Source organism: Actinoplanes oryzae, assembly GCF_030757795.1.
GTDB lineage: Bacteria > Actinomycetota > Actinomycetes > Mycobacteriales > Micromonosporaceae > Actinoplanes.
Genome location: NZ_JAUQWH010000107.1, coordinates 18978 through 31417, shown reverse-complemented (window position 1 = coordinate 31417; position 12440 = coordinate 18978). Strand labels below are relative to the sequence as shown.

Annotated in this window: 8 protein-coding genes; 5 read left to right on the top strand and 3 right to left on the bottom strand. The window is 71.6% G+C overall.

All coding sequences use genetic code 11. The features are described from left to right. The 3 genes from RBH18_RS28885 to RBH18_RS28875 all read right to left on the bottom strand — a co-directional run. On the bottom strand, nt 1-1087 hold a 1087-nt coding region (locus RBH18_RS28885), incomplete at its 3' end, for a hypothetical protein (RefSeq protein WP_306213508.1). A gap of 55 nt (nt 1088-1142) precedes the next feature. Beyond that, on the bottom strand, nt 1143-1850 hold the full coding sequence (locus tag RBH18_RS28880; protein ID WP_306213505.1) for a hypothetical protein: 708 nt from the start codon (nt 1848-1850) through the stop codon (nt 1143-1145). Further along, complete coding sequence (locus RBH18_RS28875) at nt 1850-2608, bottom strand: hypothetical protein (protein ID WP_306213504.1); 759 nt, start codon at nt 2606-2608, stop codon at nt 1850-1852. The genes RBH18_RS28880 and RBH18_RS28875 overlap by 1 nt, the downstream gene beginning before the upstream one ends. Before the next feature lie 275 nt (nt 2609-2883). Between RBH18_RS28875 and RBH18_RS28870 the strand changes: the two genes are divergently transcribed. The 5 genes from RBH18_RS28870 to RBH18_RS28850 all read left to right on the top strand — a co-directional run bounded on the left by RBH18_RS28870 (nt 2884) and on the right by RBH18_RS28850 (nt 12428). Continuing rightward, nucleotides 2884-5160 carry a protein kinase domain-containing protein gene (locus RBH18_RS28870; protein ID WP_306213503.1) on the top strand — a complete coding sequence of 759 codons (2277 nt, stop codon included), beginning with the start codon at nt 2884-2886 and terminating at the stop codon, nt 5158-5160. Then, nucleotides 5157-6539, top strand: a complete 1383-nt coding sequence (locus RBH18_RS28865; protein WP_306213502.1) for a hypothetical protein — start codon at nt 5157-5159, stop codon at nt 6537-6539. The genes RBH18_RS28870 and RBH18_RS28865 overlap by 4 nt, the downstream gene beginning before the upstream one ends. Further along, nucleotides 6536-8404, top strand: coding sequence for an AAA family ATPase (locus tag RBH18_RS28860; RefSeq protein ID WP_306213501.1), 1869 nt, complete (start codon nt 6536-6538; stop codon nt 8402-8404). The genes RBH18_RS28865 and RBH18_RS28860 overlap by 4 nt, the downstream gene beginning before the upstream one ends. Nucleotides 8405-8505: 101 nt before the next feature. After that, nucleotides 8506-9045 carry an FHA domain-containing protein gene (locus tag RBH18_RS28855; RefSeq protein ID WP_306213500.1) on the top strand — a complete coding sequence of 180 codons (540 nt, stop codon included), beginning with the start codon at nt 8506-8508 and terminating at the stop codon, nt 9043-9045. Further along, entirely contained in the window at nt 9042-12428 is a 3387-nt protein-coding gene (locus tag RBH18_RS28850; RefSeq protein WP_306213499.1) for a CHAT domain-containing protein, read from the top strand. Before RBH18_RS28855 ends, RBH18_RS28850 begins: the two co-directional genes overlap by 4 nt. Nucleotides 12429-12440: the final 12 nt, after the last annotated feature.

Genomic DNA, 12440 nt, shown 5'->3' with positions numbered 1-12440 from the left:
CCTCGAACTCCTCACCGATCGCGGCGACCCGCTCCGACGACCGCGCGCTGAGCCCTTGCCGTCGATCGGCCTCGTCGACCACGGCGCTGTGCTCCGTGCCGGCCTGCTCGCGCACCGCCTCGAGATAGGCGTCCTCGGACGCCGCCCGCGCTTCGCCTGCCGCCCGGTACGCGGCGACGCCGGGGTGGTCCTCGGCCAGGCCCAACATGACGGCGATCAGCCCGGACAGCAGCAAAATGGCCGTGAACAGCGCGGTGACCGTCCACGGGTTGATACCCAGAGCCTCCGCGCCACCGACATTCTGGTTGGTCTCCGGGTCGATCTGCGGCGTCAGCAGAGCCTTCTGCCGCAGGTATCCCAGCAGCACCGCGGCGAAGGCCCAGGTCACCAGCACAGCCGGCACGAGGAACATCAGAATCCGCTCGTACGGCAAGGTGTGCCGCTTACGCCACCACACGCCGCTCAGGTGCGGCGCGACGATCATCCCGAACGCCACAGGCAGCGTGAACGACCACAGCAGCAGCTCGGAACGAGCGTGGAAGTACCGGAAGATCTCCAGGTAGATCGGCACCTCGACGGCGCAGAGGGCGACCATGATGGCCAGCTTCAGCCAGCGTGGCATCGGCGGCGCCAGGTGTCCGCCGGCCGGGCCCATCCAGCCCACGGTGCTCGGCCGTTCGTCCACCGGCTCCTCGGCGGCGGCGTCGCCGCCGCGCGGGGTCTCCCACTCCGTGTCGTCGGCCCAGTCGCGGCGCACCACCGGGCCGCGGACGCCGGCCAGCACGTCCAGGCCGGCCAGTGTCTTGTCCTCCTGCTGCCGTGCCTTGTCACGCCGGCGCCGCAGCACGTCGACCAGCTCGGCGGTGTAGCGGCGGGCGACGTTCTCGCCGCGGCGCTGGGACTGGTTCTCCGGCACGATCGCGGACGCCGCAGCGGCCGTGCTCTCCTTCTCCTGCGCCACTGCCTGCCGCCGCCGGTGCTCGAGCTCCCGCAGGTACGGCAGCCGACCGGCGTCGGCGAAGGACCACTCGTCGTACTGGCCCTCATGGGCAGCCCGCCAGCCGGCCCGGGTGGCCTCGCCCCGCACGCCGGGCGGTATCTCACCCGGGTACGGCGGCACCGGCCCGCGTCGCGAATCTCGGTCAGCGTTCAAAATTCACCTCCGGGTTGCCCACCTGCGCGCTGCTCAACAACTGGGTCCAGAAGGCGCGGACCTGCTGGGCCTTCTCGCTGGACGGCAGGGTCACACCGCAGTCGGTGATCGTGACCCGGGCCCCGGTGAGACGCGGTGCGCTCGCGGCCCGCCGCTGCACCGCCCTGGTGATAGCGGCGGGGTTCGTCAGATCGGTCTTGTACAGGCTCCACTGCGGAGTGTTCTGCAGCATGTCGCTGATGATCAGGATCTGGTACGTCCCGGAGCCCTCGGGCTTCTGCTGCGCCGCACGCCCGAGCCCCCCGAGCACGTCGGAGTACGGCTTTTGCTTGGCGCAGGCCAGCATCTCCTGCGCCTTCTGCAGAGCCAGCTTGCGCCGGCCGGCCCGGACGGTCTCGGGGTCGCTGTTGCCGCCGAGGTCCGGGTCGATGTCGACCGCGTTGATGAAGCAGGTGGATGCCAGCGGGGCGCTGTCGATCGGCACGAACCCCACTGTCCCGCACTCGTTGTCGAGCAGGAACGAGTTGAAGGTGTCGTTGAGGCGTTTCCCCGCGTCGAAGGCCGCGCCCGAACCGGAGCCATCGACGAGCACGGTGCACGGTGCGGTCAGCTTGTCGTCCTTGCAACCGGTCACTGTGGTGCCGGCGAAGATCAGGGCCGCGCTGCCGGCGAGCAGGCGGCGAAAACGATGGATCATCAGTGGGCTCCCGTCGGGGACAGCACGTGCTTGATGATGTCGAGGGCGCGCGGCAGGTTCCCGTAGTCGTACAGCTCGGTGAAAGAGCCGGTCCGCAGCGACTCACGCAGGAGCTCGACCGGGTTGATGTGGCGAAGGTCGGCAACCACCTTGAGCGGCTGCCAAGAGTTCAGGTCGAGGACGCGGACCAGATCGTCGCCCGGGAGGCCGATCCGGACACCGCCCGGAGTCACCTCTCCCCTGCGTGCGGCCTCCCGCTGCGCCGCGGCGAAACCGCGGACGATGGGGTGTGTACGCAGGACGGCGGACCAGTAGATCTCGATCAACCGGTTGCGATGCTCCGCGTCGGCCTCGATGTGCAGCCGCTCGGCGTTGACGAGGGACGACCAGAGGCCCAGCGCTTCCTTGAGCCGCGGCAGGTGGGTCGTGTCGCGGTCCCCCTTGTCGTAGGCGTGAACGAGTACGCAGGACCGCAGCGAGATCTCGTTGAGCAGAGCCCGGTTCCGGTCCATCAGGTCATGCAGGCGCTGCTTGCCGAATTCCTCGGCACCGTGGCATTCGCCACGGAGGAACGGGGAGGTCGCCGGCGCGCTCCCGCCGTGCTCGTCCGCTGATGACGGGTACGGGATGCCGCGCCGCCCGTCCGCCGACCCGGCACCGCGGGCACGCCGGGCGTCCGCGCGGCCGACCTGCCTTGCCGGCACAGCGATATCGCCCGGTGCACGACGGCCAAAATGCATCTTCTTCGACACGGTCACTCCTTGCCTGCTTCCGCGAGGCGCGGCTCGATAAAAAAGTGTTGCACGCCTTTGGCCGGTTAGCAAAATGCTATTTAAAAAGGGCCCTGAGCTGCCCATACACCTCACTCCGGCAATTCCGGAGAATCTCCGGAACGCCGCCGTTCCGCGAACTCCGGCCCATCCGCGGAACGACCGAATTCCCGAGTTCAGCGCCGATTCCCGGAATTGCCGAACGGTGAGCCGTCCGATAAGAATGGGACGCACGCCGCGACTTCGGGAAAGGATGGACACTGATGCAGCCCGACCGTACGGTGCTTGATCCCGGAGCGCGGCATCTGGTACCGGTGACGGTCCGCGATCCGGGCGTGCCGGGTCCGATCCCGCACCGGCCGGAGGGTGGCGGCTGGCAGCTCCCCCGGCAGTTCGAGAACCGCTTCCCGATCGAGGGTGGGCCGCTGGCCCAGCACGGCGGCGAGGCGGTCGCGGTCTACCGCCTGCGGAACCGGCGCATCCTGAAGATCTACGAGGAAGGCGCCGGTCCCGCCGCCGACGTGTGGCGTGCCTGGCACGACATCGACTCCGAGCACGTCGTCCGGCTGGTCGAGTTCGGCCACCTGGCCGGCCACGCCTGGGAGGTGACCCGGTTCGCGGGCCGCCGAACGCTGCGGGACCTGATCGCCGACCACCCGGACGGGCTCGACCCGGTCCTGGCCCGCACTCTCATCGCTCAGCTCGCCGAGGCACTGCGTGCGCTCGGCACCGCCCGGGTGGTGCACCGTGACCTCAAGCCGGGCAACGTGCTGCTGGACGAGAGCAAGCCCGGTGCGCCTCGACTGCAGCTGATCGACTTCGGCGTCAGCGCGTTCCTCGACCTGCCGCTGATCGAGACCACCAACAACGGCTGCACCGTACGCTACGCCGCGCCCGAGATGCTGGTCCGATCGGCGAGCGCCAAGTCCGACTACTGGTCGCTCGGGATGATTGCCGCGGAGCTGGCCACCGGCCGTCACCCGCTCGACGATCTCGTCGACGACAGGGCCGTGCGCATCCAGATCGTGCAGAACGCCATCCCGGTCGCGGAGACGATGGACCCCCGGATCCGGCGGCTCTGCCTGGGCCTGCTCGTCGGCAACCATCACGACCGGTGGGGCACGGACGAGGTAGGCCGGTGGCTGAGCGGCACGGATGTGCCCGAGGTGCCGGAGCAGCGCGCGCCCGCGGTGGACCGTCGGCGGTTGCGCTTCGCCGGGATGGAATTCCGGTCCCCCACGGCCTTGGCGATCGCCATGGTGCAGCAGTGGAGCCTGGCAGCGGAGCACTTCCGACCGGGCGGCACGGGATGGGACGACCTCGTCGACTGGACGACCCAGTTCGACGAGCCGAGCCATCCGTCCTTCGCCGACCGGGTCCATCCGCACGTCATGGACCCGGACCTGCCGGCCGAGGTCGCGCTGGCCCGGATGGTGGCCCGCCTCGATCCCGGCCTGCCACCGCAGTATCGCGGCGTGTCCCTGGCGCACGACGATCTCGTGGCGCTGGCCGAGGCGGCGGCCGGGGGCGGCCCGGGCGAGCACCGGGCCATCCTGACCGACCTGTGGAATTACTGCCTGCTTCCCGAGTTCGACGGCGCCCCGGGCGGCCGCGGCCTCGCCGCGCTGGACGTCCGGTGGCGGGCGAGCGAGCGGCGGTGGGCGGAGACCCGGCGAGCCATGATCGGCCGGCACGCCGAGCTCGAGCAGGTCCTCGCCCGCTGGGACGGACCCCAGCTGCGGGCCTGGCTGCTCTGGGCAGCTACCGATCCGGCCGGGTCGCAGGCGGCGATCGACCGCGAGCTGACAGCGGCGCAGCGAACGGTGCGGGCCCGGCTCGGCGGCGGACGGCTGGACTGGTTCGACGAGATCGTGGCGGCGGCCATCGACCCGACCGACCGGCTGGCGGCCCACGCGGCCGCCACGGCGGCGCTGGCCGAGGCGCAGCAGATGGCCGACGACGAAACCGAGCGGCGCCACGGCATCCAGGCCCGGCACCATGCGTGGCGGCGCCGGGAGGCATGGCGGCGACTGGACCGCCCGGTCGCTCTGGGCTGGGCCGCGGTCTCCGTCGCGAGCATCATGATCGCGCTGGTCGGCCTGGTCATGCTCGCCGACACCCTGCCGTTCGCCGGCGCGGGCGCGGTTCTCACCGCCTGGATCGTGGTGCTGGTGACCTGCTCGTGGCACGCCGTGATCGAGTTCTGGATGGCAGCCGAGATCGGTTCGCCCTACCACCCGGGCTATTCCCTGCTGCTGGACCTCGGCCGCCGCGGCCGGGTGATCGGCCGGCGCTTCCGCCGGCGCGGCGCCGCGGGCCTGATCGGGCTCATCGGCGTCTCCGCGGTGCTGGTGGCGGTGCTGCTCTGGGCGCCGTGGACCGTGCCGGCGGTGAGCGTACCGGTGCATCTCGGGTCGGCCTGGCGGCGCTTCAGCGCCTGGCAGACCGATCACCGGCGGCGGTACGACCGGGTGGTCGGCGGCACCGACCAGGTGACCGGCGACGACGTCCTTGTCCCCATGGGAGGAAACACACGATGAGTGGCGAGAAGGTGGTCGCGACCCAGGTCGCCGCCACGGTGGTCCCGGCGGCGGCACCCTCGATCGGCCTCGGCGCGGCCCTCGCGCCGGCGCTCACCGTGGCCGGGGTGGCGGTTGGCGCGGTGGTGGTGGCGGCCGGAGCCGTGGTGCTGACCCGGGCCGCGATGAGCGGGCTGGTGTGGCTCGGTGACCATCTCGAGGAGAGCTATCAGACGTGGGCCGCGCAGCAGGAGCAACTCGACGAGTGGGCGGGCACCTATGCCAAGGTGGTCGCGTGCAACGCCCGCCTGAGCCGAGTGCGCGGCCGGCTCGCCGACTCCGGCGGCGGTGACCTGCCCGGACCGATCAACCCGGCCGGACTGCCGCGGTACAAGGTGGACCAGATGTGCGCCGAGGTCGAGAGGCACGTCCGCCGGGTCGAGGCGACAATGGTGCAGCGGGCGACCGACGAGGCGATCCGGCGGATCCCGGCCGGGGCGCGTCCACCGGGGGCCGATCAGCTCGCCGAGCGCCTTCGTACCCGCATGGCCGACCACGCACGCCGCGGCGTATCACCGCCGCCGGCGTCGGTCACACCTGTCCGGCCCACCGCCGGAGGGAACAGCTTCACCCCGATGGTCGAGGCGATCATCGGCGGCCTCGACCCGGAGGCGACCACCGCGGAGTGCGCCGAAGTCCTTACCATCGCGGGCCGGGTCACCGGAGCCGGCGACATCACCACGGCCAAGATGCAGATGGACGCGCTCTATCTGACGGTCGGCCGGATCAACCGGTCGACCGCCACCCGCCGGGCCGACGCCGACCGGGCCGCCCGGTACCTGGCCGGACTGCGCCCCGATGTGAGCAGCCACGGCCTGATCAGCCCGGCCCGGCTCGCCCATCAGGCAGAGCTGCGGAGGTCTCTGGAGGAGGTCGTCGCCGGGCGCCGTGAGCTCGACGGCACGCTGGCCGGACGGGCCGAGGACGCGCTGGCCGAGCTGCGCGAGACGACCGAGCAGCTGCTGATCCGGGAGGCCTGGCGCGCCGCGCTGGCGGATCTCGGCTACGTCACCAGCGTCGAGGAGCAGCCGGCCGGTGCGGGGTTCGCCGCGATGACGGTCACCCGCGAGTCGTGGGCCGGCGCCGGTGCGCGCGTGGTGGTCGCGAAGGACGAGACCCGCGCGGTCTTCGCCGCCCCGGGCGACGAACAGCAACAACGCCAGTGGGCGAAGGACGTGATGGACATCAACCGCGCGGTCTTCGCTGAGCGCGGCGTGGTCCTGGGCGAGATCCACAGCACCGGGCTGAAGGAGCCGGCCGTCCGGAGCAAGGCGGCCGGCGGCACGAAGGCGGAGGAGCCACGGTTGCGCAAACCGATAGAAAGGAAGCTCGGCCGATGAGCATCGACCACATCCCGGTGCAGAACGGCACCCCCCAGGCCGCGCACACCGCGTGGCCGGCGTGGCTGCGGGAGTTCGAGAACACCCTGAGCGTGCATTCGCAGTACATCCTGCACGGCAATATCCGCGACCAGTACGTGGTCCGCACCGAGGGATACCTGTCCTCGATGACGTCGCTGCTGTGGCGAGCGTTGCGCGACGACGGGTACACGTGCCTGATCGCCTACGACCCGGTGGACGGGCTGCACGTGCTGCCGGCCCACGGCCCCGGCGCCGACCAGGCACGGATCACCGCACAACGCCTGCTGCCCTCGCTGTCCGCCAAGGACATGTCTCTCGACCAGCTCCGGAAGGCGATCACCGCGGTGGCGACCGCACCGAACGACCGGGTCGGGCTCGTCGTCGACTATGCCGCCCGGCTCACCCGCAGCCCGATCGACCCGACTGACGAGGAACGGAAGTTCTTCCTCGCCTGCGCCAAGCTGGCCGCCACCGCGACCCCGCCGCCGGGCGTCCCGCTCGCCGGGCGGCTCTACAATCCGATCGTCTGGCTGGTCGACTCCGAACGCGAGCTGCCGCCGTGGCTCACTGCCGGCAACGTGCAGATCCGTACGATCGGGGTGCCGCAGCCCAGCCTCGGTGACCGGATGCACGCCGCCGACCTCCTCACCCGCGACCTGCAGCGCACGTCGACCGATGGCCGTCCCGCGCACACCGTGGTCGAGACGTTCGCGGTGGAGTCCAGCGGTATGAGTCTGAAGGCCATGGCGGGCGTCACCCGGCTGGCCAAGGAGCGCGGCATCGCGTTCGAACAGCTGCCCGAAGCGGTGCAGACCTATCGGCTGGGCGTGGTGGAGAACCCATGGCGGCAGGACACGCTGCGCCGCCGCATCGCCGAGCATCAGAGCCTGCTCAGGGACCGGGTGAAGGGTCAACCCACGGCGGTCGCCACGACGCTGGACATCTTGAAGCGTGCCGCGATGGGTCTGTCCGGAGCGCATACCGGCCGGTCCACCAGCCGGCCGCGCGGAGTGCTCTTCTTCGCCGGGCCGACCGGGGTCGGGAAGACCGAGCTGGCCAAGTCGGTGGCCCAGCTGCTGTTCGGCGATGAGTCGGCGTGCCTGCGCTTCGACATGAGCGAGTTCTCCGCCGAGCACGCCGCGGACCGGCTGATCGGCGCACCGCCCGGCTATGTCGGCTACGAGGCGGGCGGCCAGCTCACCAACGCTCTGCGGGAGCAGCCGTTCCGGGTGATCCTGTTCGACGAGATCGAGAAGGCGCACCCGTCGGTGCTGGACAAGTTCCTGCAGATCCTGGAGGACGGCCGGCTCACCGACGGGCAGGGCATCACGACCTACTTCTCGGAGTCCGTCCTCATCTTCACGTCGAATCTGGGTGTCCTGCGCAAGGACAAGCAGACCGGTCAGGCGGAACAACTGATCGATCCGGGCACGGACTACCGCCGGGTGGTCGAGACCGTCAACGCGGCCATCAAGTGGCACTTCACCTCGGAGCTCGCCCGGCCTGAGCTGCTGAACCGGCTCGGTGACAACATCGTGGTCTTCGACTTCATCAACCGCGCGACGGCCGGGGACATCTTCCGGCTGCAGCTGGACAATGTGCTGCGCCGGCTACGGGAGGAACACCATGTGGACATCGAGCTGTCCGCGGAGACGGACCGGCACCTGCTGACCATGTGCACGACCAATCTGCACGACGGTGGGCGCGGCATCGGCAACAAGGTCGAGTCGCAGATCGTCAACCCGCTCGGCCGGTTGCTGTTCGACGAGCCGCAGCCGCCCGGCAGCCGGCTCATCCTCACCGGCGTCGATGCCGGTGACTTCCGGCTGGAGCGGCGGCGGTGACCGGTCCGGCGAGCACGACGTATCGCATCTGCAACGACTGTGGCCACCGAGCGGCCGATTCCGACACGGTCTGCCGTATCGACGGGGGCCGGCTCATCACGATGGACCCACCGCCCCCCTCGGCGGGTGAGCCGACCACCACCCGCAGCCTGCCGATGGACGAGCCACGCCCGCCGGTGAGCGCGGATCCGCCGGCGACGGTCACCTGTCGCGAATGCGGGGCGGCGGTCGAGGCGTCGGCCGACCGCTGCACCCGCTGCCTGGCCTCGCTCGCGCGGGCCACCATCGCGATGCGGATCATGTTCCAGCCGGACCAGTACGTGATCACCCTCCGCCGCGGCGAACGCACGGTGCTGGGCCGCGACCCCGAGCTCTCCCCGCACGCCGCCTATCTGAGCCGGTTCCCGAACGTCTCACGCCGGCACGCCAGCCTCTCGCTCGACAGTGACGGCCGGGCGTCGATCCGCGACGAGTACTCGACGAACTGGACGCTCCACCGGGCGGAGCGCCTCGTGCCGGGCCACGAGCGCGAACTCGGTGACGGCGACCGGATCAGGCTCGGCGCCGACCTCTCCGGGGAGGTCCGCCTCCTCGCCCACGAGCCGCCAGCCGGCCCGGACCCCACCAGGAGCGACCGATGACCGACTCCGCCCCGATCGATCCCGCCGCCCTGGACAAGGCCATCGCGCAGGCGTCCGCCGGGTACGACGACGCAGGCCGCGCCGACCGCGCGCCCGCCGCTCACAGGCTGGGCAGGCTGTTGCTGGTGCGGCACCTACGGCCGGGCGGCGACCGCGACATCGAGGACCGCGACCGGGCGATCCGGCTGTTCGAGGAGTCACTGACAGCCGGTGGGCTCGCCGCGGGCGAGTCCGAAGTCTCCCGTATCGGCCTCGGCCTGCTGCTGATGCTGCGCGTGATGCCCCTTCCCGAACTGCCCACGCAGCCGCCGTCGCTCGCCGCGCTGGGAGCCTTGACCGGCGTGCAGCCGGACACCGGACCGCAGGCCCGGACCGACCTGGCCGCGGCCGTCGCCCATCTGCGGTCGGTGGTCGAAGGGCCGACGCAGTATCCCGAGCTCGCCACCGTGTCACGCACCATGCTGACCTCGCTGCTCGTGATGCAGATGTCCATGAATGACGACCAGGTGTCCCCCACCGAGCTGATCGCGCTGCTCGGTGAGCTCACCACGACCATGACCGCCGCCGACCCGCTGCGCGACCCGGCCTCGTTGCTGCTGGGCGTGCTGGCCGACGACCTGTCCCCGGAGCATGTCAAAGACCTCGAGCGGATGGCCGTCGACCTGCCTCCCGGGGAGATCAAGGCGTTCGTGCGCCAACAGCTCGGCCTGTCGCACATTCGCCACGGCTCGCCGGACGAGCACGTCGATGCCGTTCGCCAGTTCACGCTGGCGCTGGACGACCTGGCACCCCACGATGACCTTTATCCGGAGGCACTTCGACGGCTGGCCGGCGCGGTGCTGACCGACGCCGCGCTGCGCGGTGATCCCGTCGCCGTCGACGGCGCGATCGACCTGGCCGACCGGGTACTTGCGCTGCCCGGCGATGATCCGGTCGTCCGGGGCAAGGACCTCTTTCTCCGGGCCATGGCGTGGACCCTGCGGGGGCACCGCGACGACACCGCCGACGATCTGCTGCTGGCGGCCCGGGACCTCCTGAGGGCGCTGGACGACGTCCCGGCCGCCGACCCGCTCGCGCCGAGCATCGTGGGCATGCTGGGTGCTCTGCTCAACGACCGGGGTCTGGCCGGGGGCGTGTTGGAGGACGGGGCCGCCGCGCGTGGCTGGATGCGCAAAGCCGCGCACATCGCCGACCTGCACCGGGAGACGGGCACCCTGCTCGGTGACATCTCGCCGATCGTTGCTCTGAACGCGCTCGGCCGCACCGCCACAGCCGTGCGGCACGGCACGCCGGAGGAACTCGCTGCGGCGACCGGCGAACTCCGCGATGCCCTGCGGGAGCTGCCGGCCGATTTCGCGTGGCGGTCCCGCATCGAAGCGGCACTCGGCCTGGCCGGCCTGGCGCAGGCGATGGCCGCCGGTGACCTGGACGGACTCCGGGCCGCAGCCGACCAGACCGCGGCGGCCGCGGCCGGCACCGCGGTGGAGCCGTCCGGCGAGCCGACACTGCGGGCCCTGGGGGGCGTAGCGCTGCTTGTCCGGGGTCTGCTCGACGACGACGAGGCAGCTCTGGCCGCCGCCGGGGAACGACTCGATGAGGCGGTCGGTGCGGAGGTGTTCGGGGCGGTCCAGCGAACCGGCGTGTACGCCACCCGGGCGCTCGCTCGGCTGGCCTTGCACGAGCGCTCCGAGCGGGCGGCGGATCTCGATGCCGCCATCGCCGACCTGGAGCACGCCCGGAGGCTGATCGGAGACCGGCCCGGCAGCGCGGTGGCCGGCACAGTGCTGCACCGGCTCGCCGACGCCTACGGGAAACGCGGGGAGGACGGCGATCTGGAGCGCGCCGTACGGACGGGGCTGGCCGGGCTGCGGGCTCGGGTCAGCGATGTGCTGCTGCAGAACGACGGCACCGATGCGCTGACCGTGGCCCGGGGCGCGGCGGAGGAGTCGTGCCAGGTGGCGCGCCGGTGCCTGGATCCGCGCGAGCCACGGCCGGAGTTGGCGGCGCAGGCGCTGGAGCTGGGCCGCGGGCTGGCGCTGCACGCGGCGATGTCCGCCGGGCGGGTGCCAGAGCTGCTCACCGCGGCTGGGCACGCCGATCTCGCCCAGGAGTGGACCGGGCATCCGCACGGGCGGGTCGCCGATTTCGGTGGGTTCACCCTTGGTGAGCTGACCGAGCTGGGACATCCGGTTCTGGGCGGGGAGGCGCCCTCGGACCTGCGTCGCCGGGTGCTGGTCGCCCTGGCCGGCACCGAGAACGCGCTGCTGGAGGCGCCGGACCCGGCAGCGGTCGGTGCCGCGGTTCGCGAGGTCGGCGCGGACGCACTGATTTACCTCGCCGCCGGGCTGATCGTGGTGATCCGGGCTGACGGGTCGGTGACCGCCGAGCATGTCGCCGGCCTGAGCGAGCCGCCGCCCACGGCGGCGGACGGCGGCTCGGCCGTGCTGCGGGAGGCGACGGCGACCGTGCCCCGACGCGCGCCCGGCGATCTCGGCCGGCTCTGCGAGTGGGCGTGGACCGCCGCTGTGGAGCCGCTGTTCACGCTGGTCTCGGCCTGGCGGCTGGACCATCCCGCTCGTCTGGTCCTGGTGCCGGTCGGTGCGCTCGGCGAGGTCCCGTGGCACGCCGCCCGTCGGCCGGCCACGGACGGACAGCGCTACGCCTGCGAAGAGGCGGTGTTCTCGTACGCCGCTTCGGCGCGGCAGCTGGTGGACGTCGCGGGCCGGCTGCCGATGCCGGTCGCCGCGGCGCCCGCCGTCCTGGCCGATCCCACCGGCGACCTGCCCTGGTCCGCCCAGGAGGTGGGGTATCTGCTGGCCGAGATCTATCCGGACGCCGCACAGGTGACCGGTACGGCCCGGGAGGTCCTGGCTCAGCTGCCCGGGACGGACCGTTTGGGCGCATCGATGCTGCACCTGAGCTGTCACGGCCGGGTCGGCGCCCGGCCCGGCGACTCCCGCCTGGAGCTGGCCGGCGAGTCGCTGCCGGTGTCGGTCATTCTCGGTCAGGCGTACGGGCGCAGGCCCGACGTGCCCGGCGGCCTCGTGGTGCTCGCCAGTTGCAAGAGCGACCTCACCCCCGACCTCACGGACGAGACTCTCACCCTGTCGACGGCGTTCCTGGCAGCCGGTGCGGTCGGCGTGGTCGGCTCCCGGTGGGCCGTCGACGACCGGGCCACCATGTATCTGATGATCATGTTCCACGTCTTCATGCTGGAGGAGCGCCTGTCACCGGCCGATGCGCTGCGAGCCGCACAACTGTGGATGCTTGATCCACAAAGGCCGGCACCGGGACTCGTACCGCACCTGCTCGATGACCTCGAAAACCCGAACGAGTTGTCGGACGTGGCGGCGTGGGCCGCATTCCGCCATCACGGGCGGTGATCCGGAATGATT